The 25,207-nt window shown below is 64.4% G+C and carries 17 protein-coding genes and 1 tRNA gene; 17 read left to right on the forward strand and 1 reads right to left on the reverse strand.

Annotated features, from left to right (window positions below; translation table 11 throughout):
- The 12 genes from IHE49_RS04040 (at position 1) to IHE49_RS04095 (ending at position 16,801) form a co-directional block, all read left to right on the forward strand.
- A complete protein-coding gene (locus IHE49_RS04040) occupies positions 1-1,257 on the forward strand; it encodes an NADH-quinone oxidoreductase subunit D (protein ID WP_192155094.1) in 1,257 nt (418 codons plus the stop codon).
- Between the two features lie 21 nt (positions 1,258-1,278).
- The gene (gene nuoE, locus IHE49_RS04045) at positions 1,279-1,806 is read left to right on the forward strand and encodes an NADH-quinone oxidoreductase subunit NuoE (protein WP_192155097.1); all 528 of its coding nucleotides are present in this window, start codon (positions 1,279-1,281) and stop codon (positions 1,804-1,806) included.
- Positions 1,807-1,813: 7 nt separating this feature from the next.
- Positions 1,814-3,151, forward strand: coding sequence for an NADH-quinone oxidoreductase subunit NuoF (gene nuoF / locus IHE49_RS04050; RefSeq protein WP_192155099.1), 1,338 nt, complete (start codon positions 1,814-1,816; stop codon positions 3,149-3,151).
- On the forward strand, positions 3,148-5,472 hold the full coding sequence (gene nuoG, locus IHE49_RS04055; RefSeq protein WP_192155101.1) for an NADH-quinone oxidoreductase subunit NuoG: 2,325 nt from the start codon (positions 3,148-3,150) through the stop codon (positions 5,470-5,472). Before nuoF ends, nuoG begins: the two co-directional genes overlap by 4 nt.
- 5 nt (positions 5,473-5,477) lie before the next feature.
- Positions 5,478-6,494, forward strand: coding sequence for an NADH-quinone oxidoreductase subunit NuoH (gene nuoH / locus IHE49_RS04060; protein WP_192155103.1), 1,017 nt, complete (start codon positions 5,478-5,480; stop codon positions 6,492-6,494).
- Between the two features lie 8 nt (positions 6,495-6,502).
- Positions 6,503-6,994: an NADH-quinone oxidoreductase subunit NuoI gene (gene nuoI / locus IHE49_RS04065; protein WP_192155105.1), complete on the forward strand. Its 492-nt coding sequence runs from the start codon at positions 6,503-6,505 to the stop codon at positions 6,992-6,994.
- A 12-nt stretch (positions 6,995-7,006) separates the two neighbouring features.
- Entirely contained in the window at positions 7,007-7,663 is a 657-nt protein-coding gene (locus IHE49_RS04070) for an NADH-quinone oxidoreductase subunit J (protein WP_192155107.1), read from the forward strand.
- Positions 7,660-7,965, forward strand: a complete 306-nt coding sequence (nuoK, locus tag IHE49_RS04075) for an NADH-quinone oxidoreductase subunit NuoK (RefSeq protein WP_077483669.1) — start codon at positions 7,660-7,662, stop codon at positions 7,963-7,965. The genes IHE49_RS04070 and nuoK overlap by 4 nt, the downstream gene beginning before the upstream one ends.
- Positions 7,966-7,969: 4 nt before the next feature.
- Positions 7,970-10,015 (forward strand): NADH-quinone oxidoreductase subunit L, encoded by a 2,046-nt coding sequence (gene nuoL, locus IHE49_RS04080; RefSeq protein ID WP_192155109.1) that lies wholly within the window; start codon positions 7,970-7,972, stop codon positions 10,013-10,015.
- 15 nt (positions 10,016-10,030) lie between these two features.
- Positions 10,031-11,539, forward strand: a complete 1,509-nt coding sequence (locus IHE49_RS04085) for an NADH-quinone oxidoreductase subunit M (protein WP_192155111.1) — start codon at positions 10,031-10,033, stop codon at positions 11,537-11,539.
- A gap of 12 nt (positions 11,540-11,551) precedes the next feature.
- Positions 11,552-12,994 (forward strand): NADH-quinone oxidoreductase subunit NuoN, encoded by a 1,443-nt coding sequence (gene nuoN / locus IHE49_RS04090; RefSeq protein ID WP_192155113.1) that lies wholly within the window; start codon positions 11,552-11,554, stop codon positions 12,992-12,994.
- A gap of 627 nt (positions 12,995-13,621) precedes the next feature.
- Entirely contained in the window at positions 13,622-16,801 is a 3,180-nt protein-coding gene (locus IHE49_RS04095; protein WP_192155114.1) for a TonB-dependent receptor, read from the forward strand.
- A gap of 188 nt (positions 16,802-16,989) precedes the next feature.
- Here IHE49_RS04095 and IHE49_RS04100 read toward each other — a convergent pair whose 3' ends face one another.
- On the reverse strand, positions 16,990-18,981 hold the full coding sequence (locus tag IHE49_RS04100) for a S9 family peptidase (protein ID WP_192155116.1): 1,992 nt from the start codon (positions 18,979-18,981) through the stop codon (positions 16,990-16,992).
- A 362-nt stretch (positions 18,982-19,343) separates the two neighbouring features.
- Here IHE49_RS04100 and IHE49_RS04105 point away from each other — a divergent pair, with 362 nt between their 5' ends.
- From IHE49_RS04105 to infB, 5 genes are all read left to right on the forward strand, one after another.
- The gene (locus IHE49_RS04105) at positions 19,344-19,583 is read left to right on the forward strand and encodes a hypothetical protein (protein ID WP_192155118.1); all 240 of its coding nucleotides are present in this window, start codon (positions 19,344-19,346) and stop codon (positions 19,581-19,583) included.
- A 114-nt stretch (positions 19,584-19,697) separates the two neighbouring features.
- Positions 19,698-19,774, forward strand: a tRNA-Met gene (locus IHE49_RS04110).
- Between the two features lie 198 nt (positions 19,775-19,972).
- Positions 19,973-20,515 carry a ribosome maturation factor RimP gene (rimP, locus tag IHE49_RS04115; protein ID WP_192155120.1) on the forward strand — a complete coding sequence of 181 codons (543 nt, stop codon included), beginning with the start codon at positions 19,973-19,975 and terminating at the stop codon, positions 20,513-20,515.
- Between the two features lie 235 nt (positions 20,516-20,750).
- Entirely contained in the window at positions 20,751-22,256 is a 1,506-nt protein-coding gene (nusA, locus tag IHE49_RS04120) for a transcription termination factor NusA (protein WP_192155122.1), read from the forward strand.
- A 125-nt stretch (positions 22,257-22,381) separates the two neighbouring features.
- Positions 22,382-25,153 (forward strand): translation initiation factor IF-2, encoded by a 2,772-nt coding sequence (gene infB / locus IHE49_RS04125; RefSeq protein ID WP_192155124.1) that lies wholly within the window; start codon positions 22,382-22,384, stop codon positions 25,151-25,153.
- Positions 25,154-25,207: the final 54 nt, after the last annotated feature.

Consider the following 25,207-nt stretch of genomic DNA (forward strand, 5'->3'; position numbering starts at 1 on the left):
ATGGCCCAGGAAATCCGCAACTACACGATGAACTTCGGCCCGCAGCATCCCGCTGCGCACGGCGTGCTGCGCCTGGTGCTGGAGATGGACGGCGAGACCATCGTCCGCGCCGACCCGCACATCGGCCTGCTGCACCGTGGCACCGAGAAGCTGGCCGAGTCCAAGCCGTTCAACCAGTCGATCGGCTACATGGACCGCCTCGACTACGTGTCGATGATGTGCAACGAGCACGCCTATGTGCGCGCCATCGAGAACCTGCTGGGGATAGCGGCGCCGGAGCGTGCGCAGTACATCCGCACCATGTTCGACGAGATCACGCGCATCCTGAACCACCTGATGTGGGTGGGCTCGAACGCGCTCGACCTCGGCGCGATGGCGGTGTTCCTCTACGCGTTCCGCGAACGCGAGGAGCTGATGGACGTCTACGAGGCGGTGTCGGGCGCGCGCATGCACGCCACGTACTACCGCCCGGGCGGCGTCTACCGCGACCTGCCCGACCACATGTCGCAGTACCGCGAATCGCCGTGGCACAAGGGCAAGGACCTCAAGCGCCTCAACAGCTGGCGCGAAGGCTCCATGCTGGATTACCTCGACGCCTTCACCGACGACTTCCCGAAGAAGGTGGACGAGTACGAGGAGCTGCTCACCGGCAACCGCATCTGGAAGCAGCGCACCGTCGGCATCGGCGTGATCTCGCCGGAACAGGCGCAGGCCTGGGGCATGACCGGTGCGATGCTGCGCGGCTCGGGAGTCGCCTGGGACCTGCGCAAGAAGCAGCCGTATGCGAAGTACGCCGAGATGGACTTCGACATTCCGGTGGGCGTCAACGGCGACTGCTACGACCGCTATCTCGTGCGCGTCGAGGAAATGCGCCAGGCCAACCGCATCATCAAGCAATGCGTGAAGTGGCTGAAGGCCAATCCCGGCCCGGTGATGGTGGAGAACTACAAGGTCGCCCCGCCGAAGCGCGCGGAGATGAAGGAGAGCATGGAAGCGCTCATCCATCACTTCAAGTTGTTCACCGAAGGCTACGGCGTGCCGGCCGGCGAGACGTATGCCGCGGTCGAGGCGCCCAAGGGCGAGTTCGGCTGCTACCTCGTCTCCGACGGCGCCAACAAGCCATTCCGCGTGCACCTGCGCGCGCCGGGCTTCGCCCATCTGTCGTCGATCGATGCCATCGTGCGCGGCCACCTGCTGGCCGACGTGGTGGCGATGATCGGCACCTACGACCTCGTGTTCGGCGAAGTGGATCGCTGAGCCGGCACGACGGAGAAACGCATGAAAGCCACCGGACATTACGACCAGGTCAAGAACGTCGATGCGCTCGCCGTGCTCAACGAGCACACGCGCCAGCACATCGACCACTGGCTGACCAAGTTCCCGCCGGACCGCAAGCGTTCGGCGCTGATCCAGGCGCTGTTCGCCGCGCAGGAACAGAACCAGGGCTTCCTCACCGACGAGCTGATCGCCGCCGTGGCGAAATACCTCGACCTGCCCGCCGTGTGGGCCTACGAGGTGGCCAGCTTCTACTCGATGCTGGAGACCAAGCCGGTCGGCCGCAACAACGTGGCGATCTGCACCAACATCTCGTGCTGGCTCAACGGCGGCGTGGACCTGGTGAAGCATTGCGAGCGGAAGCTCGGCATCAAGCTGGGCGAGAGCACCGCGGACGGCCGCATCTACCTCAAGCGCGAGGAAGAGTGCATCGCTGCCTGCGTGTACGCGCCGGCGATGACCGTGAACGGCCACTACCACGAGCGGATCACCATCGAGAAGCTCGACCAGATTCTGGACGGGTTGGAGTAAGCACGACATGGCAAGCACTACCGGTCCGGTCGGGCCCGCACCCCAGGAACACCAGGTCGTCTACACCACGCTGCATTTCGACAAGCCGTGGGCGATGGACAACTACGAGAAGGTGGACGGCTACAAGGCGTGGCGGAAGATCCTCGCCGAGAAGCCCGATCCCGCCGCCCTGGTCGAGATCGTCAAGAACAGCAACCTGCGCGGCCGCGGCGGCGCGGGCTTTCCCACCGGCCTGAAATGGTCCTTCATGCCGAAGGGCAACATGCAGAAGTACATCCTCTGCAATTCGGACGAGTCGGAGCCTGGCACCGCGAAAGACCGCGACATCCTGCGCTACAACCCGCACGCGGTGGTCGAGGGTCTGGCGATCGCCTGCTACTGCACCGGTTCCACCGTGGCCTACAACTACCTGCGCGGCGAGTTCCATCACGAGCCGTTCGAGCATTTCGAAGAGGCGCTGAAGGAGGCCTACGCGGCGGGCCTGCTGGGCAAGAACATCCAGGGTTCGGGCATCGACGTGGACATCTACGGCGCGCTCGGCGCCGGCGCCTACATCTGCGGCGAAGAAACCGCGCTGATGGAGTCGCTGGAAGGCAAGAAGGGCCAGCCGCGCTTCAAGCCGCCGTTCCCGGCCAACTTCGGCCTGTACGGCAAGCCCACCACGATCAACAACACCGAGACCTACGCCTCGGTGCCGGCGATCCTGCGCAACGGTGCGGAGTGGTTCCTCAATCTCGGCAAGCCGAACAACGGCGGTCCGAAGATCTTCTCGGTTTCCGGCCACGTCAACAAGCCCGGCAACTTCGAGATCCGCCTCGGCACGTCCTTCAAGGACCTGCTGGAAATGGCCGGCGGCGTGCGTGACGGCAACCAGCTCAAGGCGGTGATCCCCGGCGGCTCCTCGATGAAGGTGCTCAACGCCGAAGAGATGATGTCCGCCACGATGGACTACGACTGCCTGCAGAAGCTGGGCTCGGGCCTGGGTTCCGGCGCGGTGATCGTGATGGATGAGACCACCTGCATGGTGAAGGCCTGCCATCGCATCTCGCAGTTCTATTTCGCCGAGTCCTGCGGCCAGTGCACGCCCTGTCGTGAAGGCACTGGCTGGATGTTCCGCGTGCTGACTCGCATCGTGGAAGGCAAGGGCACGCAGGACGACCTGCACCGCCTCAAGGCCATCGCCGGCCAGATCGAAGGCCACACCATCTGCGCGTTCGGCGAAGCCGCCGCGTGGCCGGTGCAGGGCTTCCTCGCCAAGTTCTGGAACGAATTCGAATACTACGTGCAGCACGGTCGCTCGATGACTGAAGACCAGCTTGCCGCCAACCGTGGAGTCGCTGCATGAGTGCGCAGCCCACCAGCACCGCCCCCGACGTCGTCAACATCGAGGTTGACGGCAAGCCCGTGCAGATCCGCAAGGGCGCGATGATCATCGAGGCGGCCGACGCCATCGGCATCGCCATCCCGCGCTTCTGCTACCACCGCAAGCTTCCCATCGCCGCCAACTGCCGCATGTGCCTGGTGGACGTGGAGATGGGCGGCCGCCCGATGCCCAAGCCGCAGCCGGCCTGCGCCACGCCGGTGGGCGAGGGCATGAAGGTCACCACGCGCTCGGACAAGGCGCTGAAGTTCCAGAAGGACGTGATGGAGTTCCTTCTGATCAACCATCCGCTGGACTGCCCGATCTGCGACCAGGGCGGCGAGTGCGAGCTGCAGGACGTGGCGCTGGGCTACGGCCGCAGTGTGTCGCGCTACACCGAACGCAAGCGCACCGTGGCCGACGAGAACATCGGGCCGCTGGTCGCCACCGAGATGACCCGCTGCATCCAGTGCACGCGATGCGTGCGCTTCACCAGCGAGATCGCCGGCACCTACGAACTGGGCGGCTTGAGCCGCGGCGAAAATCTGCAGATCGGCACCTACATCGGCAAGACGGTGGAGACCGAGCTGTCGGGCAACATCATCGACGTCTGCCCGGTGGGCGCGCTGACCAACAAGCCGTTCCAGTACCAGGCGCGCGCCTGGGAACTGATCGCCAAACCGTCCGTCGCCTACCACGATGCCATGGGCTCCAACCTGTGGCTGCACACGCGCCGCGGCGACGTGCTGCGCACGGTGCCGCGCGACAACGAAGCCATCAACGAGTGCTGGCTGTCCGACCGCGACCGCTACAGCCATCAGGGCCTGTACGCGGCGGATCGCGTGAGCGCACCGCAGGTCAAGCGCAACGGCCAGTGGCAGCAGACCACCTGGGAAGACGCGCTTTCCGTTGCCGCCGAGGCGCTGAAGGGCGTGCCGGGCAGCGACCTGGGCGTGCTGGTGCACCCGGCCACCACCAACGAGGAAGCTGACCTGCTGCTGCGCCTCGCGCGCGGCCTGGGCAGCGCACACGTCGACCACCGTCTGCGCCAGCTCGATTTCGCCGACAACGCCGTGGCCAGTCGCTTCGGCCTGCCGGTGGCTGAGGTGTCGCAGGTGCAGGCTGCGCTGCTGGTCGGTTCCGACCTGCGCCACGAGATGCCGCTGCTCAACCATCGCCTGCACCAGGCGACCAAGAAGGGCGCCAAGGTGTACGCGGTCAACCCGGCGGCGTTCGAGTTCAATTACAAGCTGGCCGGTGCCGCCGTCGTGCCGCCGCAGGGCATGGTCGACGCGCTGCTGGCGCTGGCTCGCGCCGCTGTGGCGGAAGGTGCCACGGCGCCGGACGCGCTGGTCGATTCGATCAACGCCGCTGCCAGTGACGAAGGCGATCATGCCGCCCTCGCTGCGCTGAAGGCGGGCAAGGCGGTGGTGATCCTCGGCGAAGCCGCGGCCACCCATCCGGAAGCCTCGTGGCTGCGCGCCATCGCGCGCTTCATCGCCACGGCTACCGGTGCCGGTTACAACGAACTGCCGGTGGGTGCGAACGCTGTCGGCCTCGGCCAGCTCGGCGTGGTGCCGGGCAATGGCGGCCTGGATGCGCAAGCCATGCTGGTGCAGCCGCGGAAGGGTTACGTGCTGTACGGCGTGGAGCCGCCGCACGACTTCGCCGACGGCGCACTGGCGCTCGATGCGTTGCGTGGCGCGCAGCAGGTGGTGGCGTTCAGCGCCTACGCCAGCGACGCGCTGCGCGAGGTGGCCGATGTGATCCTGCCGATCGCGCTGCTGCCGGAAACCGACGGCACGCTGGTGAACGTCGATGGCACGGCACAGGCGGTGCAGGCCGGCGCGAAGGCACCTGGCGAGGCCCGACCGGGCTGGAAGGTGCTGCGCGCGCTGGGTGGCCTGATGAAGTTCGCCGGTTTCGAGTTCGACGATCTCGCCGGCCTGCGCGATGGCATTGCGGTACGCACCGTCGCGGCGCGTGATTCGCTGGCTGCGCGCATGCCGGTGGCCGGTCTTGCGCGCATCGCAACGTGGCCGATCTACCGTAGCGACGCGGTGCTGCGTCGTGCCACGGCGCTCAACGCACACCCGCTGAACCGTGCACCGGCGGCCCGCATCAACGCGGACCAGGCCGCACGTTTCGGCGTGGCCGATGGCGCGCAGGTGCGCGTCGGCGATGCCACGCTGCCGGTGGCCATCGATCGCACCGTGCCGGACGGCGCCGTGTGGATCGAGGCTGCACAGGACATCACCGCCACGCTGCCGCCCTATGGCGCAGCCATCACCTTGAGCAAGGCGTAAGGCACATGGGCGAACAGCTACTCAACCAGGTCATCTGGCCGGTCATCCACATCCTGTGCATCGTGTTGCCGCTGGTGGTCACGGTAGCGCTGTACGTGTGGTGGGAGCGCAAGGTGCTCGGCTGGATGCACGTGCGCATGGGGCCGAACAAGGTCGGCCCGTTCGGCCTGCTGCAGGCCTTCGCCGACGTGGTGAAGCTGTTGCTGAAGGAAGTGATCCTGCCGACCAGCGCGAACCGCTCGCTGTACTACCTCGCGCCGCTGCTTGCATTGATTCCGGCGCTGGCGGCATGGGCGGTGATTCCGTTCGGCGCCAAGCTGGTGCTGTCGAATGCGAATGCGGGCCTGCTTTACCTTCTGGCGATGACCTCGATCGGCGTGTACGGCATCATCCTCGCCGGCTGGGCGTCGAACTCGCGCTACGCACTGCTAGGCGCGATGCGTTCGGCGGCGCAGGTGATCTCGTATGAACTGGCGATGGGCCTGTGCCTGGTCTGCGTGCTGGTGCTGGCCGGTTCGTTGAACCTTACCGACATCGTCAACGCGCAGGCCGGCGGCAAGGGCATCCTCAGCTGGTACATGTGGCCGCTGCTGCCGGTGTTCATCATCTACTTCATTTCCGGCGTGGCCGAGACCAACCGCGCGCCGTTCGACGTGGCGGAAGGCGAATCGGAAATCGTCGCCGGTTTCCACGTGGAGTACTCCGGTTCGGCGTTCGCGCTGTTCTTCCTCGCCGAGTACGCCAACATGATCCTGGTGAGCTTCCTCGCCTCGATCCTGTTCATGGGCGGCTGGCTCAGCCCGTTCCCGGAAAGCTGGGGCCTGATCGGCCACGGCAATCCGCTGTGGCTGTTCGCCAAGGTGTTCGTCTTCGCCTTCCTGTTCCTGTGGCTGCGCGCCACCTTTCCGCGCTACCGCTACGACCAGATCATGCGACTGGGTTGGAAGGTGTTCATTCCGATCGCGATCGTGTGGGTGCTGGTGGCCGGTTGCATGAAGTACTACGGCATCGCGGGGGCTTGAGAATTCCGATGAAACGCGTAATCAGTTATTTCAACAGCCTGTTGCTGATTGAGCTGCTCAAAGGCCTGGGACTCACCTGGCGCTACTTGTTCAGTCCGAAGTACACGATGCGCTACCCGATGGAGCACATCCCCAAGTCGAACCGCTTCCGCGGCCTGCACGCGCTGCGCCGCTACGCGAACGGCGAGGAACGCTGCATCGCCTGCAAGCTGTGCGAGGCGGTGTGTCCGGCGCTGGCGATCACCATCGACTCCGCCCCGCGCGAGAGCGACGGCCAGCGCCGCACCACGCGCTACGACATCGATCTGTTCAAGTGCATCTACTGCGGCTTCTGCGAAGAGAGCTGCCCGGTGGACTCCATCGTCGAGACCAGCATCCACGAGTACCACTTCGAGCACCGCGGCGAGAACGTGGTGACCAAGCTGCAGTTGCTCGCCATCGGCGACCGCTTCGAGGCGGACATCGCCGCTGCCCGTGCGCAAGACGCGGCTTACCGTTGAGGACGGAACGTCATGATTGATCCGAACCTGTTCCAACTCATCTGTTTCTACGCCTTCGGCGCGGTCACGGTGATTTCCGCGCTGGCGGTGATCACCCTGCGCAACTCGGTGCATGCGGTGCTGGCACTGGTGCTGACCTTCTTCAGCACGGCCTGCATCTGGATGCTGGCCGAGGCGGAGTTCCTCGCCATCGCGCTGATCGTGGTGTACGTGGGCGCCGTGATGGTGCTGTTCCTGTTCGTGGTGATGATGCTGGACATCGATATGGAGCGGTTGCGCGAGGGCTTCGTGCGCTTCCTGCCGGTGGGCCTGATGGTGGCCGTGGTGATGCTGCTGGAGATGCTGGCCCTGATCGGCGTGCGCGTGATGCATGCGCAGACGCTGGGCGCGAACCCCGCGGGAGATTCCAACACCGCGTGGCTGGGCAAGGCGCTGTACTCGCAGTACCTGCTGCCGTTCGAAATCGCCGCGCTGATCCTCACCGTCGGCGTGGTCGCTGCCGTGGCGCTGACTCTGCGCCAGCGCGTGGGTGTGAAGCGCCAGTACGCCAGCCAGCAGGTGCAGGTCAATCCGCGTGACCGCGTGCGCGTGTTGAAGATGGCGGCCGAGCGTCCTGTCGATGACGCTCCGGCCCAGGAAGTCCAGACCTCGCAGGAGCCCCGGCCATGATTACCCTTTCGCACTTCATCGTGCTCGGCGCGATCCTGTTCTGCATCGCCGTCGCCGGCCTGTTCATCAACCGCAAGAACGTGATCGTGCTGCTGATGGCGATCGAGCTGATGCTGCTGGCGGTGAACATCAACTTCGTGGCGTTCTCCCGCTTCGGCCACGACGTGGCGGGGCAGGTGTTCGTGTTCTTCATCCTCACCGTGGCCGCGGCGGAATCCGCGATCGGCCTGGCGATCCTGGTGCTGCTGTTCCGCAACCGCAGCACGGTCAACGTCGCCGAAATCGACAGCATGAAGGGTTGATCCGATGCCTTTGTCCACTTCAATCCTGCTGACGATCGCGCTGGCGCCGCTGGTGGGCTGCCTGCTGGCCGGCTTCCTCGGCAAGCAGATCGGCCGCGCCGGTGCACACAGCGTCACCATCCTCGGCCTGCTGGTTTCCTGCGGCCTCGCGTTCTACGTGCTGTACCAGTTGGTCTGGGGCGGCGCGCCCAACTACAACCAGGACATCTACACCTGGTTCGCGATCGGCAAGTACAGCGCCAGCGTGGGCTTCATGGTCGACCGCCTCACCGCGATGATGATGGTGGTGGTCACCTTCGTGTCGCTGCTGGTGCACGTCTACACCATCGGCTACATGGCGGATGACGATGGTTACCAGCGCTTCTTCAGCTATATCTCGCTGTTCACCTTCTCGATGTTGATGCTCGTGATGAGCAACAACTTCCTGCAGCTGTTCTTCGGCTGGGAGGCGGTGGGCCTGGTGTCGTACCTGCTGATCGGCTTCTGGTTCAAGCGGCCGACCGCGATCTTCGCCAACCTCAAGGCCTTCGTGGTCAACCGCGTGGGCGACTTCGGCTTCCTGCTGGGTATCTCGGCGGTGCTGTATTTCCTCGGCTCGCTGGACTACAACACCGTGTTCGCGGCGGCGCCCGAACTGGCCGGCAAGACCCTGCAGATCACCGCGAACACGCAGTGGGATGCGGCCACGGTGATCTGTATCTGCCTGTTCATCGGCGCGATGGGCAAGTCGGCGCAGGTGCCGCTGCACGTGTGGCTGCCCGACTCGATGGAAGGCCCGACACCGATCTCCGCGCTGATCCACGCGGCGACGATGGTGACCGCGGGCATCTTCATGGTGGCGCGCATGTCGCCGCTGTTCGAACTGTCGCAGACCGCGCTCAGCTTCGTGCTGGTGATCGGCGCCACCGGCGCGCTGTTCACCGGCCTGATCGGCATCGTGCAGAACGACATCAAGCGCGTTGTGGCGTATTCCACGCTGTCGCAGCTGGGCTACATGACGGTGGCGCTGGGCGTGTCGGCCTATGCCGGCGCGGTGTTCCACCTGATGACGCATGCCTTCTTCAAGGCGCTGCTGTTCCTCGGTGCGGGCTCGGTGATCATTGCCATGCACCACGAGCAGGACATGCGCTACATGGGCGGCCTGCGTAAGTACATGCCGATCACCTGGATCACCATGTGGATCGGTTCGCTGGCGCTGGTGGCGATCCCGTTCACCTCGGGCTTCTACTCGAAGGACGCGATCATCGAGGCGGTCGGCGAGTCGCATCGCTGGGGTTCGGGTTACGCCTATGTCTGCGTGATGGCCGGTGCCTTCGTCACCGCGCTGTACACCTTCCGCCAGATGTACCTGACCTTCCATGGCAAGGAGCGCTTCACCGTGGTGGCGCATCACGGCCATGGCCATCACGACGAGCATGACGATCACGGCCACCACAAGCCGGGCGAGCTGGCGCACGCGCCGCACGAGTCGCCGTGGGTGGTGACGCTGCCGCTGATCCTGCTGGCGATCCCGTCGCTGCTGGTCGGTTTCTTCACCGCCGGGCCGATGCTGTTCGGCGGCTGGTTCGGTTCGGCCATCCACGTGGACGAGGCGAACAACGTGCTCGGCGAGATGGCCCGCGAGTTCCCCGGAGCGCTGCACAAGGGCTTGGAAGGCTTTGCCAGCGGTCCGTTCGGCCTGGTGCTGCTGGCCTTCGTGATCCAGACCTACATCTACCTGTTCAACCCCGCGCTGGCCGGTCGCATCAAGGCTGCGCTGCATCCGCTGTGGACGGTACTCGACCGCAAGTACTGGATCGACGACCTGTACTTCGCCGTGTTCGCCAAGGGCGGCCAGAAGCTCGGCCGCCTGTTCTGGAAGGCGGGCGATGCCGCGGTGATCGACGGTGTGATGGTCGACGGCACCACCGCCCTGACGCACCGCGTGGCTGCCGGCATGCGCCGGTTGCAGTCGGGTTACCTCTACCAGTACGCCTTCGCGATGATCCTCGGCCTGATCCTGCTGCTCGGCGGGTACTGGCTGTTCGGTTCCATGCCGGCTGCGCAATAAGGGAAGCAAGCTAACATGTTCACTCACTTGCTCAGCCTTCTGATCTGGCTGCCCATCGTCGGCGCGGTGCCGGTGCTGCTGGCCGGTTCCGCACGGCCCAACCTGGCGCGCTGGCTCGCGTTGCTGTTCATGGTGCTCACCTTCGTGGCGAGCCTGTTCCTGCTGCCGCAGTACGACGCGGCGCAGGGCGGCATGCAACTGGTCGAGAGCCACCTGTGGATCGCCTCGCTGAACGTGCACTACGGCCTGGCCGTGGACGGCATCTCGGTGGCGCTGATCCTGCTCACCACCTTCGTCGGCATCCTCGTGGTGGTCGGCGCATGGGAAGTGATCCAGAACAAGCCGCACCAGTACATGGCCGCGATGCTCGCGCTCGAGGGCGTGATGATCGGCGTGTTCTGCGCCACCGACGCCTTGCTGTTCTACGTGTTCTTCGAGGCGATGCTGATTCCGATGTTCATCCTCATCGGTGTCTGGGGCGGTCCGCGCCGCGTGTACGCCACGCTGAAGTTCTTCATCTATACCTTCCTCGGCTCGGTCTTCATGCTGATCGCGCTGCTGTACCTGTACCACCGGGCCGGCACGTTCGATCTGCACACGCTGGCGGCGCTGCCGCTGACCTTCACCGAGCAGATGTGGATCTTCTTCGCCTTCCTGCTCGCGTTCGCGATCAAGGTGCCGATGGTGCCGGTACATACCTGGCTGCCGGACGCCCACGTGGAGGCGCCGACCGGCGGCTCGGTGGTGCTGGCGGCGGTGATGCTGAAGGTGGGCACCTACGGAATGCTGCGCTTCATCCTGCCGATCGTGCCGGATGCGGGCGAGCACTACGCATGGCTGGTGATCGCGCTCAGCCTGGTGGCGGTGGTCTACATCGGCTACGTGGCGCTGGTGCAGGAGGACATGAAGAAGCTGGTGGCGTATTCGTCCGTGGCGCACATGGGCTTCGTCACGCTGGGCATCTTCATCGCCTTCCTGCTGGCACGCGGGCTCGGCGACGTCGACACGGCACGCCTCGGCATGCAGGGCGCGATGGTGCAGATGATCTCGCACGGCTTCGTCTCCGGCGCGATGTTTACCTGCATCGGCGTGATGTACGACCGCCTGCACACCCGTCAGATCAAGGACTACGGCGGCCTCATCAACGTGATGCCCTGGTTCGGCTTCTTCTACGTGCTGTTCGCGATGGCGAACTGCGGCTTGCCGGGCACCAGCGGTTTCGTGGGCGAGTTCATGGTGATACTGGCCAGCTTCAAGGCCAATCCGTGGATCGCCTTCTTCGCAGCGTTCACCCTCATCATCGGCGCGGCGTACACGCTGTGGCTGGTCAAGCGCGTGCTGTGGGGCGAGATCCACAACCCGCATGTGGCCGAGATGAAGGACATCAATGGACGCGAGACCTTCGTGCTGCTTGCCTTCGCCGCGCTGACCGTGGCGCTGGGCATCTGGCCGGAACCGCTGATCCACCTGATGGACAGCTCGGTGACGCAGGTGGTGCAGCAGTTGGCCATCCACAAGATCTGATCGGGATAGAACATGATTACCCTCAACGACATCCTGGTCCTGTTGCCCGAGTTCTATCTGGTGACGGTGGCGTGCTTGCTGCTGCTGCTGGATGCCTTCATGAAGCCCGAGCAGCGTCACTGGCTGCACTGGATTTCCATCGTGGTGCTGTTGGCGGCTGCCTACTTCGTGGTGGCCGGCCAGCCCGACGTCACCGTGACCGCCTTCGGTGGCATGTTCATACGCGACCAGGTTTCGGAAATCCTCAAGGTGTTCGCGCTGCTGTGCACCGTGCTGGTGCTGGTCTACGCGCGTCCCTACCTGCGCGAGCGCAAGCAGTTCATCGGCGAGTTCTACACGCTGATGATCTTCGCGGTGATCGGCGTGATGCTGCTGGTATCGGCCGGCAACCTGATCATGATCTACCTTGGGCTGGAGCTGCTGACGCTGTCGTCCTACGCGCTGGTGGCGCTGAACCGCGATTCGTCGCTGTCGTCCGAGGCTGCGATCAAGTACTTCGTGCTGGGTGCGCTGTCCTCGGGCATGCTGCTGTACGGCATGTCGATGGTGTACGGCGCCACCGGCTCGCTGGACCTGGCCCAGTTGCACACCGTGGCGACGCAGAGCGCGATGCCGAACCTGCTGGTGTTCGGCCTGATCTTCATGCTGGTGGGCATCGCCTTCAAGCTGGGTGCGGCGCCGTTCCACATGTGGATCCCGGACGTGTACCAGGGCGCTTCCACCCCGGTCACCACCTTCATCGCCTCCACCTCAAAGCTGGCCGCGTTCGGCATGGCGTGGCGCCTGCTGGAGACGGGGTTGGGCGGCCTGTCGCAGCACTGGCAGCCGATGCTGGCCGCAGTGGCGGTGCTGTCGATGGCCATCGGCAATCTGGTCGCCATCGTGCAGAGCAACCTCAAGCGCATGCTGGCCTATTCGACCATCTCGCACATGGGCTACCTGCTGATGGGCCTGGTCAATGCGGGGCCGGAAGGCTATTCCTCCGCGATGTTCTACGCGATCAGCTACGCGCTGATGAGCACGGTGTCGTTCGGCGTGATCCTGGCACTGGCACGCGCGGGCTTCGAATGCGAGGAGATCTCCGACCTCAAGGGCCTGAACCAGCGTTCGCCGTGGTTTGCCGCGCTGATGGCATTGGCGCTGTTCTCGCTGGCTGGCGTGCCGCCGCTGTTCGGCTTCTACGCGAAGTACCTGGTGCTGCAGGCGGCGATCGACGCGCACATGCTGTGGCTGGCCATCGTCGGCGCGGTGTTCGCCATCATCGGCCTGTACTACTACCTGCACGTGGTGAAGGTGATGTACTTCGACAAGCCGGAAGAGGGCGGCGCCGATCAGCCGCAGGCTGACGCCTCGTTGCGCGTGGTGCTGTCGATCAATGCACTGGCATTGCTGGTGCTGGGCGTGTACTGGGGTCCGTTGCTGGGCTGGTGCCGTCACTCGTTCGGCCTGGGCTGAGCGTTTGTAAATGTTCGAACGCTCGGGGGGCCATGGATCGGCACTTGTGAACCCGTCACGCAAATGACGGCTTCACCGAGGCGTGTGCGGACATCTGCCGGACTCGCCGAAGTGGCTGGATCGTTCGTCAGCGCGCCCGTGAGTACCTGAAGGCAAGCCGTTGGTCGTCAGCGTCGGGGCAATCTGATCGTCCGTTGTGCCGCATTGAGACGCTCACGCTCCCTGTGACAAGCGATGTGCCCGCATGTTTTGTGTTCGCCGATCCAGCGAACGGATTGCTTCGAAACCGCATTTGCCGGCTTTGCCTTGCGCGATAAAAAGCGTGCGCCCCGGCAGGCTATTGGTCGAGAACCCACGTAGCGAATCCCCATCGGGGAATAAGTCCCTCGGTTTGCCGCCGGGCTACGATATGGTTCGCATGACGCTCCGGACAGGCCTGTGGGGGCACCATCAAGATCATATGCCTCATCGCGACGGCCTTCGCCGTCGGCGCGATTCCGTGGCTTGACATCACCGACTGATCATCGTATTTGTATTAAAATAATCTAAAATATCGCAACTGGAATGTAGATTGATGTAAGCCGCACAGGTAAAGGCAGCCAGACTGCCACCGGGGAGGGTGAAGTCATGAAGCATGCATCGGGTAATCGATCGCGTTGCCTTGCGCTGCCGCGCAAGACGCTGGTTCTGGCGATCGGCGGTTGTTTCTGCCTCGTTTGTGCCGAAGCTGTGCTGGCGCAGTCGGTCACCGGCACCATCCGCGGCACGGTGCCGGTGGCTCCGAACGAGAGCGTTCGTATCACCAGCACGGCTGGATTCGACCGCACCGTCGCGGTGGGTTCGTCGGGCGAGTACTCGATGATCCTGCCGACCGGCAACTACACCGTCACCCTGTTGCGAGATGGCAAGCCGGTGCAATCCCGCGCAAACGTCAGTCCGGCGGCATCGGGCACGGCGACCGTCAGCTTCAGCAGCACCGGCGGTACAGCGGACAACCCGAAAGCATTGAGTGGTGTCGTCGTCACTGCCAGCGCCGTTCCGGCGATCGACGTCACGACCACCAACCAGGTGACCACGATCACCTCCGCCCAGCTCGCCCGTCTTCCGCTGGGAAACACTGCCGAAGCCATCGCCATGCTGGCGCCCGGCGTGTCGATGGGGGCGCCGTCGCTGGGAAACGGGCAACTGGGCAATCCGCTACTGGCGTTCGGCGGCTCATCGGTGGCGGAAAACGCGTATTTCATCGACGGCATGAATACGACCGATGCGATAACCGGGCAGGGCGGCGTGCCGCTACCGTATGGCGCCATCGACCAGCAGCAGACCATGACGAGCGGTTATGGCGCCCAGTACGGCCGCACGATCGGCGGCGTGATCAACGAAATCGGCAAGCCCGGCACCAACGAGTGGCATTTCGGTTTCAAGGCCGAATGGGCACCGGGCCAGTTGACGGCCGATTCCAGGAACTACTACTGGGACAATCCGCGTTATACCGCCAATCCGGCGGAAACGATGGGAAACCTGAACACCTACAGGGCAGGCAACCGGTCGGAAGAGAACATCTACGACGCGTACGTGAGCGGCCCGCTTATCAAGGACAAGCTGACGTTCTTCCTGGGCCTGGAACGGGACGACACCACCAGCGCGACGACCAGCGCGATGAGTGAAGGTCTCCCCTATACCGCGCAAACCACCGAACACCAGCCGAAGGTGTATGCCAAGATCAACTGGAACATTAACGAGGGCAACGTACTGACCTTGTCGGCCTTGCAGAACTCCAACAAGGTCTGGTCAACCGATTACAACTTCAACTACGACATGCTGCAGAGTGGCAGCCTCCTTTCCAGGCCGTTCGCCACCAAGACCAGCTACGACATGTGGGTGGCCAACTACACCTCCTATATCACCGACGACCTCACGCTGCATGCGATGTTCGGCAAGACCCGCGCCGAGTACCAGACGATCGAGGAGCAGTACCCGGGATACAACCCGGCCTTGCCCAACATCGGCAGTGCCTCGCTGGAGAATCCGGCTTTCATACCCAACGGGCCGATATCCAATACCCAGACCGAAGGGTCGCTCTCCGATCCATCGCACACTTCGATGGAGATGAACTACCGCATCGACCTGGAATACAAGTTGGGCGACCACGACCTGCGCGCCGGCATCGACAACCTGCAGACCTGGGACCACGACGAGGGTTCGGTCAACACCGGGCCGGGTTATGGATGGACATACGGGCAGGGTGATGCAAACACGCCCATCGTCGGCACCGACCCCAACCTGCCGCCCTACGTTGGCGCGCCGGATTCGTACGGCGGCAACCCGGGCGGCTACTATGTAATGAAGAGCTACAACCAGCTGGTGGCGTCGACGCGGCTGACCCAGCAGGCGCAGTACATCGAGGACAACTGGCAGGTCACCCCGCGCCTGCTGTTGGACCTGGGCTTACGCAACGACCAGTTCGTCAACCACGCCGCTGACGGGCAGCCCTTCGCGCGGCTGACCAAGCCGCAATGGGCGCCACGCCTCGGCTTCAGTTGGGACGTGCATGGCGATGCGAGCTTGCAGATATACGGCAATGCGGGCCGCTACTACCTCGCGCTGCCGGCGGCGGTTTCCTGGAACGCCACGGCGACGGCGAACCAAGCTTCGGTTTACTACACCTATTCCGGCATCGACCCGACCACCGGCGAGCCGACAGGCTTGAAATTGCTCCCGTACAACAACGGCGGCCGCGGCGACAACGCGGGCGTGTCCTCCTTCAACGCCTACGGCCAGCCGGTGGATGCGGCGGCTGCTGCGGCGACCAACATCAAGGCCGAGTATTCCGACAACTTCGTGCTGGGCATGAAGCAGGAATTCAACATGCTGGGCTCGAAGTATGTGTTCAGCGCCAATGGCGTATACCAGGACATGGGCCCGGACATCATCGATGACTGGGACGACACCGCCGCCATGTGCCGGGCAGCGGTCGCGCAGGGGTTGCAGTACGCGGGCACGACACTGGATCAGAAGCTTTCCAGTTGCAGCAACGTCGCGCCGGGCTTCGTGCTGATCAATCCAACCCAGATCAACGATCTCCTGATCTCCGACGGCAACGGCAATCTGCACAAGGTGGTGATCACGCCGCAGGATCAGGGCTTCCCGCGCAGCGTCGAGCGCCGCTATTACGCGGTCAACCTTGCGCTGGAGCACCCCTTCGACGGCACGTGGTACGGCAGCATCACCTACACCTGGTCGCGCTCCTGGGGCAACACGGAGGGGCCGGTGGATTCCTACGCCGGCCTGAGTGGCGGCGGTGGCGGCAAATCGGTCGCCCTGACGCCGCAGTGGGATCATTGGCAGTTGATGGAATATTCGTATGGCCCGCAACCCAACAATCGCACCAACACGCTGAAAGCCTACGGCTTCTACCAGATCAACCCGGACTGGCGGGTCGGCGGCAATCTGTACATTGCATCCGGCACGCCCAAGGTCTGCCTCGGCTACTACGGCCCCAGCCAGTCGGATCCCGTCGACTATGGCAGCGCCTACCACTGGTGCGACGGCCAGCCATCATCGCCGGGTTCGCTGGGCTCGATGCCGTGGATCCACACGCTCGACCTCAACGCGAATTACAGCCCGGGATGGTTGCAGCACAAGTGGAACTTCAATCTCGCCGTGTTCAACGTGTTCAACAAGCAGACGCCGATCCAGCTGATAAACCAATACGGCACGACAACGACGCCCAATCCGGGCTATGGATTGGTTCAAGGCACGACGCCACCGCGCATGGTCCGTTTCTACGTGTCGTACGACTTCTGACCGGACTGTCGGCTCCTCCGTTGCCATGCACGGGAGGGCTGGTTTCCATTCGGCGGGCGCTCCGCGCAGGCCAGCACGTCACCCGGCTCGATTTCGCCGCCGCCGATGTGTCGTTCCGTTCTTGAATGACGTGCCACGCAGCGGGTTGCGAATGGCGATGTCTGACTCGCCATCGGGCGGTGCATGGCTCACTCCAGATACCGCACCAGCCAGTCCACCCAACGCCGATACACGTCGGTGGTCCGCACGATGTCGTGAGGGAAGTGCGTGTCGGCCGGGTAGGCATAGAACTCCACCGGTACGCCGTTGTCGCGCAGGCCGTGGTACCACTCGTAGCTGTTGACCAGGGGCACGTCCGGGTCGCCCACGTCGCCCAGGATCAGGGTGGGTGCGGTGACGTTCCGGACATAGGCGATCGGCGATTGCTCGCGCCAGATATCCCAGGACTGGGCCGTCCACGGTGAGCCACCGAAGTAGAAGTCGTCGCCCTGCTGGTAATAGGACACGGTGTAGTCCATCACCCAGTCGGTGAGCGGTGCGCCCGTCACCGCCGCCTTCCAGACCCCATAGTGGCTCGTGAGCCAGGCGGTCATGAAACCGCCATAGGACCAGCCGCTGACGGCTACGTGCTGCTCGTCGACCAGTCCCAGTTTTTCCACGGCCGCGAGCCCGGCCATGACATCGTTGCCCGGGCCAGTTGCTGTGTCGCGGAAGATCGCGTGCTGGTAGGCGTCGCCAAGATTGCTGCTGCCACGGTAATTCGGTTGAAACACGGCAATCCCTCGTGCCGCCAGCAATTGCGGCAGCGGGGAGAACGCCACGTTGGAGGCACTTTGCGGGCCGCCGTGGATGACCAAGGCCAGCGGATATTTTTTCCCTGCCGCATAACCCACGGGATAGGTAAGCACGCCGTCTTCGGGGAACCCGTCGGGACCTGTCCATGCCACGGATTCGCTGCGCCCGAGGGTCAAGCTGTCGATGAAGGCATTGACGTCGGTGAGCCGACGCGGCCTGGCGGTCGTCGAATCCATCACATAAAGCTCATCAGGGTGTGTGGCAGTGCTGCCCACGTAAGCGATCGCGCCGTGCTGCGACACCGACAACGGTGGGTGGACGAGCGTATCGCCGAGATCGAGCTTCTTCGCCGGATGCGCCAGTGGTTGCTCCCACAGCGATGTCCGCGTGCCGTCGTCGCCCTCCAGCAACAAGGCGTGGCCGCCGGGCAGCCATGCATAGGCTTCGATATGCCGAGCCAACTTCTGCGTCGCGTCGTTGACCTTGCCGTCGATGGCGACATAGACCGCGTTGCCATTGTTCCGGTCGCCTTGCCGCGGCCGCAGGTAGGCAAATGCATCGTCACCGGGCGCGTAAGCCGGATCCATGCTGCCTTCCTCCGGCGCCAGTAGCTCGGGCTGGCCGCCTTCGACGGCGACGCTCGCAACCACCGACTTGAACGAGCTGCCCCAGTATGCGTTCGGGAAGCGGGTAAAGACTATGCGGCGCCCGTCGCGAGTCCAGACCGGCTCGGGCGCATGGTCCTGCTGCTCGGTGAATAGGCTGCCGTCGCCCTGTGTGAGTCGCCTCGCCTCGCCGCCCTGGCTCGACACCACCCACAATTGCCAAGGCGCGCGCGCCGATCGCGCCAAGAAGTCGTTGTCTCCGACGCGAAAGGCATCGCCCTGCGGTTTGCCGCTCGCCGGTTTGGCCGGTTCGTCTTCGCTAACGAACGCGATCTGCCGGCCGTCCGGACTCCAGCCATAGCCGTCTACGCCCCCGGCAGCTGTGGTGATGCGCGAAGCATCGCCGCCATCCATCGGCAACACGAAAATCTGCGCTTGTTTGGTCTCGGCATCTTTGGCGAGGAAGGCGAGTTGGCTCCCGTCGGGCGACCAGCGCGGCATGGACAGTTGTTTGCGCTGCCAAGTCAGTACACGTACTGCGCCGCTAGCCGTATCGACCAGATCGATTTGCTGGCGTCGTTGGTCTGATGCCCAATCCGGAGTGGACGCTATCACCGCGATGCGCTGGCCATCTGGCGAGATCTGCGGTTCGCTCAGACGGGTCAATTTGCGCAGGTCGTCCAACTGGAACGACCTCGTGCCGTCTGCTGCCGCGGCACGATGCGATGGCCACACCAAGGACGCGCATAGAGCCAGGGTGACGCGGACAATCAACTTCATGTTGTACCCCTCGCTAGCACGAGTTCCTGTCTGCGCGTGGCGCTTGCCACGGTTCGGAACCGTCTTCCGTTGGACCGGAAAAAGCTGCTTCAGAGGAGCTCTACGTTATCATGATAAGTATGATTATTTTACATTTTACGAAAGGCGATGCGATGAGAAATCCGGAGGGGACGGTCCATGAATCTGATCCGCCACACCGGGCTGAAACAGTTGATGCCGATCGTGCGCTAGCTCGACCAGGGCTTGGCGGGAAGTAAAGAGCGCGTGCCCGCGCGGAACCTCGCGCGCCGCGATCAGGCGTCGCACTCATGTCGCGCTGCCGGCGCAAGCGCGCCGATCTGATTCGATGATGCGCTGCTGTCGTGCTGTGGGTCGACGTGTTTGCGCCCTGGAAGAAATCGTCGTGGTCTACGGCGACTTCTGAAACGCTGCAGACGTCCTTCGATCCGGCCTGCGTGTTGCCCCATCGACTTCGCGCGGAATCGAGTACGCCCGATGCCGCGCAAAAGAGGCAGTCGATCCATCGCGGCGTCTCCTATGCGGCATGTTACGGCAGCAAGCCCGATGCGCTGCGCAGATATTTAGGAGTGCTGCCGAAGTGACGGCAAACGGGCAAGTTCATCCCCCGGCTGCTCTCGGGGGAGGGGGCTTCGGAGCCAGCGCGTGAATGCGGCTTGCGAATATAGGCAAGCATCGTTACACTCTCCGGACTCTGATGCGGGGTGGAGCAGTCTGGCAGCTCGTCGGGCTCATAACCCGAAGGTCGCAGGTTCGAATCCTGCCCCCGCTACCAGATCTTTCTTAGAGCAAGAAAGCCTCCTCGTGAGGCTTTTTTGTTGGGCGCCAGGATGGCGTCGCGCTTGCTGCGGTTTTGTCGCGGCAGGCGCCGGATGAGCCGCCTGGAGTCGGTACATCGGCGAGGACGCTCCGGCAAGGAGCAGGGAATGGGCCGTCGAGCCCATTTTTTGTTTTTGCGATTTGGAAACGCATGATGGATACGAATGCACTTGCACAACGCTTCAGCACGATCCTGGCCGACCTCGGCCTGGAGTGCATCGGCGTGGAGTTTTCGCCATCCCAGGGGCAGAGCACCCTGCGCGTTTATCTGGATATTCCCGAAGGTGCCGCCGGCGCCGATGGCGAGCGCCGCGAGGTGGGCATCGAGGATTGCGAAGCGGCCAGCCGCGAGCTTTCCGCCATGCTGGACGTTGAAGATCCGATTCCCGGCCATTATGTTCTGGAAGTTTCTTCCCCTGGCCTCGACCGCCCGCTGTTCACCGCTGCGCAGTTTGCGCGCGTAGTCGGCCAGGAAGTGAAGTTGTTGTTGCGCGCGCCGCTGGAAGGCCGTCGCCGCTTGCGCGGCAAGCTGCTGTCGGTGGAAGGCGAACGTATTTCGCTGGAAGCCGAAGGCAGGGTCTTCGCCTTCGAGCACGCGCAGGTGGAAAGTGCCCGCGTGGTGCCGGACTGGGTGGAGCTGGGCTATGCGCCCAAGCCCAAGCCTGGCAAGGGTCCCAGCAAGAAAAAGCTTGATTGAAGCTCCCTTGAAGAGATCAGTCGTGGGTGGTTGCTCTTGATCTTCGCGATCGCGGATGGACGCAAAAATGCTGAAAAGTGCGACCATGGACAGTCGCTTCTTGATCTTTGCGATCATGGATGAGTGTAGAAATACTGAATAGTGCAGCCAAGGGCGGCTGCTTTTTGACCTTCGCATTCACGGGACGAATGCAAAAATTACCGGTCGCCGTCGGGGCGTCCATGGAGTTGCAGCAATGAGCAAAGAACTTTTGCTGGTGGTCGACGCGGTTGCCAACGAGAAGGGCGTGCCGCGCGAAGTGATTTTCGAAGCGATGGAGGCCGCGCTGGCCTCGGCCGCCAAGAAGCGCTACCCCGAGGAAGAGCCGGACATCCGTGTTTCCATCAACCATGACACCGGCGAGTACGAAACTTTCCGTCGCTGGGAAGTCATCGCCGACGACGGCGAGATGGAGTCGCCGTTCTACCAGCTGCGACTGATGGACGCGGTGGACGAGCGCGCCGATGCCCAGGTGGGCGAGTATGTCGAGACGCAGATCGAGAACGCCGAATTCGGCCGCATCGCCGCGCAGGCCGCCAAGCAGGTGATCGTGCAGCGCGTGCGCGAAGCCGAGCGCCAGCAGGTGGTGGACGCCTACAAGGACCGCGTGGGCGAGCTGCTCACGGGCATCGTCAAGCGTGTCGAGCGCGGCAACATCTACCTCGATCTCGGCGGCAATGCCGAGGCTTTCATCCCGCGCGACAAGACCATTCCGCGCGAGTCGGTGCGCGTGGGCGACCGCGTGCGCGGCTACCTGTACGAAGTGAAGTCTGAAGTGCGCGGGCCGCAGCTGTTCGTGTCGCGCGCCGCACCGGAATTCATGATCGAGCTGTTCAAGCTCGAGGTGCCGGAAGTCGGCCAGGGCCTGGTCGAGATCAAGGGTTGCGCGCGCGATCCGGGCGACCGCGCCAAGATCGCCGTGCTGGCGCACGACAACCGCACCGATCCTATCGGCGCGTGCATCGGCATGCGCGGCTCGCGTGTGCAGGCGGTGTCCAACGACCTCAATGGCGAGCGCGTGGACATCATTCTGTGGCACGAGAACCAGGCGCAGTACGTCATCAATGCGATGGCGCCCGCCGAAGTGCAGTCCATCATCATGGATGAGGACAAGCACTCGATGGACATCGCCGTGGCGGAGGACAAGCTTTCGCAGGCCATCGGTCGCGGCGGCCAGAACGTGCGCCTCGCCAGCAAGCTCACCGGCTGGCAGCTCAACGTGATGACGCAGGACCAGGTCGCCGCCAAGAGCGAGGCCGAGCAGGAGGCTGCCCGCAACCTGTTCATGGAAAAGCTCGAAGTGGACCAGGAGATCGCCAACATCCTCGTGCAGGAAGGCTTCTCCAGCGTCGAGGAAATCGCCTACGTGCCCAGCGCCGAGCTGCTGGCGGTGGAAGGCTTCGACGAGGACATCGTCGAGGAACTGCGGGCCCGTGCCCGCGATGCGCTGCTCACCGAGGCGCTGGCCGTCGAAGAGAACCTCGACGAGCATCAGCCCAGCGAAGAGCTGCTGGCGCTCAAGGGCATGGACGAAGAGACGGCTTATGCGCTGGCTGCGCGGGGCGTGGCCACGTTGGACGACCTTGCTGACCAGGCGGTGGACGACCTGATCGACATCGAAGGCATGACCGAAGAGCGGGCCGCCGCGATGATCATGGCGGCGCGTGCGCCGATGATCGAGCAATTGGAGAAGGGCGGCTAACCGCGAACGGCCGCGCCCTGGACGGGCGCGCCGAGGAAGGCGAAGGCCTTCCACCATGGACGGCGGTGTTCGCGCGGCGTAGGCCGCACGGACGACAAGCGCGGGAAAGGCGGAGAAACAACACGATGTCGGACATCACGATCAAACAACTCGCCCAGCTGGTGGGCAAGCCGGTGGACAAGCTGCTCAACCAGCTTGCCGAGGCAGGCATGAATTTCTCCGATCCGGAGCAGGTGGTCAGCAGCACCGAAAAGGTGAAGCTGCTCGGCTTCCTGCGCCGCGCCCACGGCAAGAGCGAGCTGGATGCGGAGGCTGCCGACAGCGCGCCGCGCCAGGTCACGCTGAAGCGTCGTACGGTCGGCGAGCTGAAGGTCTCCACGCCGGGCGGCCGCGGTGCGGCACCCACGGCCAAGACCGTGTCCGTCGAAGTGCGCGCCAAGCGCACCTACGTCAAGCGCAGCGTGATCGCCGAAGAGGCGAGCGTCGAGCCCGAGCGCGAAGATGCAGTGCGCAAGCTGGCCGAATCCCGCGAGCAGCGTGCGCAGGAAGAACAAGGCCGCCGCGAGGCCGAGCAGCGCAAGCAGGAAGCGCAAGAGCGTGCGCTGGAGGAGCAGCGTCGCGAGCAGGAGGAAGCCGAGGAGCGTCGCCGCCAGGCCGCGGCGGAAGCTGAGGCCGCGGCCGCGAAGGAGCCAGAGGACGTCGCCGAACCGGCCCCGGAGTCGGCTGAACCCGTAGTTGTCGGCGAGGCCGCCGAAGAAGCGCAACCCGTGGTGCAGCGCCTCGACACGCGCGGCCTGGGCATGATCGTTCCGCAGGTGCACGAACCGCGCAAGCGCGAGAAGCTGGTCAAGCCGGCACCTGCGCCCGCCCCGGCGGCTGCGCCTGCGCGCGCCGCCGCACCTGCGGCGGCGGCGGCCGACGCACGCGGCAAGGCCCGCCATGGCGGCCGCGATCGCGACGACGTCGCCGGTGGCAAACGTTTCGCCGCTGGCGAGATGCACCTGAGCGACGCCGACCGCGCCCGCCGCTCCAGCGGCAAGCGCGGCAAGCCGGCCAAGGGCGCCGTGCGCGAGGCCGTGCGCGGCGGCGCGCCGGCAGCCGGTGCGCATGGCTTCACCCGTCCCACCGCCGCTGTCGTGCGCGAGGTGGTGGTGGGCGACGCCAACGTGGTCGCCGAACTGGCGCAGAAGATGGCGGTCAAGGGTTCCGAGGTGGTCAAGGCCCTGTTCAAGATGGGCGTGATGGCTACCATCAACCAGACCATCGACCGTGATACCGCGATGCTGGTGGTGGAGGAACTCGGCCACAAGGTGATCGAGTCCAACGCCAGCAACGCCGAGGCCGCACTGGCCGCGCATACGCAGAGCGTGGAGCTGGAAGGCGAGAAGCAGCCGCGGCCGCCGGTGGTCACCATCATGGGCCACGTCGACCACGGCAAGACCTCGCTGCTGGATTACATCCGCCGCACCAAGGTGGCTTCGGGCGAAGCCGGCGGCATCACCCAGCACATCGGTGCCTACCACGTGGAAACGCCGAAGGGCGTGATTACCTTCCTCGACACCCCGGGCCACGCGGCGTTCACCGCGATGCGTGCCCGCGGCGCGCAGTCCACCGACATCGTGGTGCTGGTGGTGGCCGCCGACGACGGCGTGATGCCGCAGACGGCCGAAGCCGTGAAGCATGCGAAGGCCGCCAAGGTGCCGCTGATCGTGGCGCTCAACAAGATGGACAAGACCGACGCCAATCCCGACCACGTCAAGCAGGGCCTTGGCAACCTGGAAGTGATCCCGGAAGAGTGGGGCGGCGATACGCCGTTCGTGCCGGTGTCGGCCAAGACCGGCATGGGCATCGATGCCCTGCTCGACGCGATCTCGGTACAGGCCGAAGTGATGGAACTCACCGCGGTGGTCGATGGCGCCGCCTCGGGCGTGGTGATCGAGTCCAGCCTGGACAAGGGCCGCGGCCCGGTGGCCACGGTGCTGGTGCAGCAGGGCACGCTGAAGCGCGGCGACTTCGTGGTCTGCGGCATCGAATACGGTCGCATGCGCGCGCTGATCGACGAAACCGGCAAGACCGTGCAGGAAGCCGGTCCCTCGATCCCCGTGCAGGTGCTGGGCCTCTCCGGCGTGCCGGAAGCGGGCGACGACTTCGTGGTGGTGGCCGACGAGAAGCTGGCCAAGCAGGTGGCCGCCGAGCGCCAGCTCAAGCGCCGCGAGACGCGCATGGTCAGCAAGGCCAACCGCCTCGAGGACATCATGGCGCAGATGGGCCAGGGTGCCGGCCAACAGACGCTCAACATCCTGGTCAAGGCCGACGTGCAGGGTTCGGTCGAGGCGCTGCGCGAATCGCTCAGCGCCATCGGCAACGAGAACGTCAAGGTCAACGTGATTTCCGCCGGCGTCGGTGGCATCACCGAGTCCGATGCCACCCTGGCGGCGGCTTCCAAGGCGCTGGTGATCGGCTTCAACGTGCGTGCCGACGCTTCGGCGCGCAAGGTGGTCGACACCGCGGGCCTGGACGTCCGCTACTTCTCGATCATCTACGACGTGATCGACCAGGTGAAGCAGGCGGCTTCCGGCCTGCTGGGCGTGGAAGTGCGCGAGGAGATCATCGGTATCGCCCAGGTGCGCGACGTGTTCCGCAGCTCCAAGTTCGGTGCGGTGGCCGGCTGCATGGTGGTCGAGGGCGTGGTCAAGCGGAACAAGCCGATCCGTGTGCTGCGCGACAACACCGTGGTGTTCGAGGGCGAGCTGGAATCGCTGCGCCGCTTCAAGGACCTCGTCGACGAGGTGCGCAACGGCATGGAGTGCGGTATCGCCGTGAAGCAGTACAACGACGTCAAGGTCGGCGACCAGATCGAGTGCTTCGAGCGCATCGAGGTGGCTCGTACCCTGTAACGCCCGAAAGGTGTTGCAAGGCAGAACGCGGCCATGGATGGCCGTACGAGAAGC

It is taken from the genome of Rhodanobacter sp. 7MK24, from assembly GCF_014842995.1.
Taxonomy (GTDB): domain Bacteria; phylum Pseudomonadota; class Gammaproteobacteria; order Xanthomonadales; family Rhodanobacteraceae; genus Rhodanobacter_A.

What these genes read in the sequence shown, in the direction of transcription:
- IHE49_RS04040 (WP_192155094.1), top strand. Translation starts at nt 1, where the DNA reads ATGGCCCAGGAAATCCGCAACTACACGATGAACTTCGGCCCGCAGCAT.
- nuoE (WP_192155097.1), top strand. Translation starts at nt 1,279, where the DNA reads ATGAAAGCCACCGGACATTACGACCAGGTCAAGAACGTCGATGCGCTC.
- nuoF (WP_192155099.1), top strand. Translation starts at nt 1,814, where the DNA reads ATGGCAAGCACTACCGGTCCGGTCGGGCCCGCACCCCAGGAACACCAG.
- nuoG (WP_192155101.1), top strand. Translation starts at nt 3,148, where the DNA reads ATGAGTGCGCAGCCCACCAGCACCGCCCCCGACGTCGTCAACATCGAG.
- nuoH (WP_192155103.1), top strand. Translation starts at nt 5,478, where the DNA reads ATGGGCGAACAGCTACTCAACCAGGTCATCTGGCCGGTCATCCACATC.
- nuoI (WP_192155105.1), top strand. Translation starts at nt 6,503, where the DNA reads ATGAAACGCGTAATCAGTTATTTCAACAGCCTGTTGCTGATTGAGCTG.
- IHE49_RS04070 (WP_192155107.1), top strand. Translation starts at nt 7,007, where the DNA reads ATGATTGATCCGAACCTGTTCCAACTCATCTGTTTCTACGCCTTCGGC.
- nuoK (WP_077483669.1), top strand. Translation starts at nt 7,660, where the DNA reads ATGATTACCCTTTCGCACTTCATCGTGCTCGGCGCGATCCTGTTCTGC.
- nuoL (WP_192155109.1), top strand. Translation starts at nt 7,970, where the DNA reads ATGCCTTTGTCCACTTCAATCCTGCTGACGATCGCGCTGGCGCCGCTG.
- IHE49_RS04085 (WP_192155111.1), top strand. Translation starts at nt 10,031, where the DNA reads ATGTTCACTCACTTGCTCAGCCTTCTGATCTGGCTGCCCATCGTCGGC.
- nuoN (WP_192155113.1), top strand. Translation starts at nt 11,552, where the DNA reads ATGATTACCCTCAACGACATCCTGGTCCTGTTGCCCGAGTTCTATCTG.
- IHE49_RS04095 (WP_192155114.1), top strand. Translation starts at nt 13,622, where the DNA reads ATGAAGCATGCATCGGGTAATCGATCGCGTTGCCTTGCGCTGCCGCGC.
- IHE49_RS04100 (WP_192155116.1), bottom strand. Translation starts at nt 18,981, where the DNA reads ATGAAGTTGATTGTCCGCGTCACCCTGGCTCTATGCGCGTCCTTGGTG.
- rimP (WP_192155120.1), top strand. Translation starts at nt 19,973, where the DNA reads ATGGATACGAATGCACTTGCACAACGCTTCAGCACGATCCTGGCCGAC.
- nusA (WP_192155122.1), top strand. Translation starts at nt 20,751, where the DNA reads ATGAGCAAAGAACTTTTGCTGGTGGTCGACGCGGTTGCCAACGAGAAG.
- infB (WP_192155124.1), top strand. Translation starts at nt 22,382, where the DNA reads ATGTCGGACATCACGATCAAACAACTCGCCCAGCTGGTGGGCAAGCCG.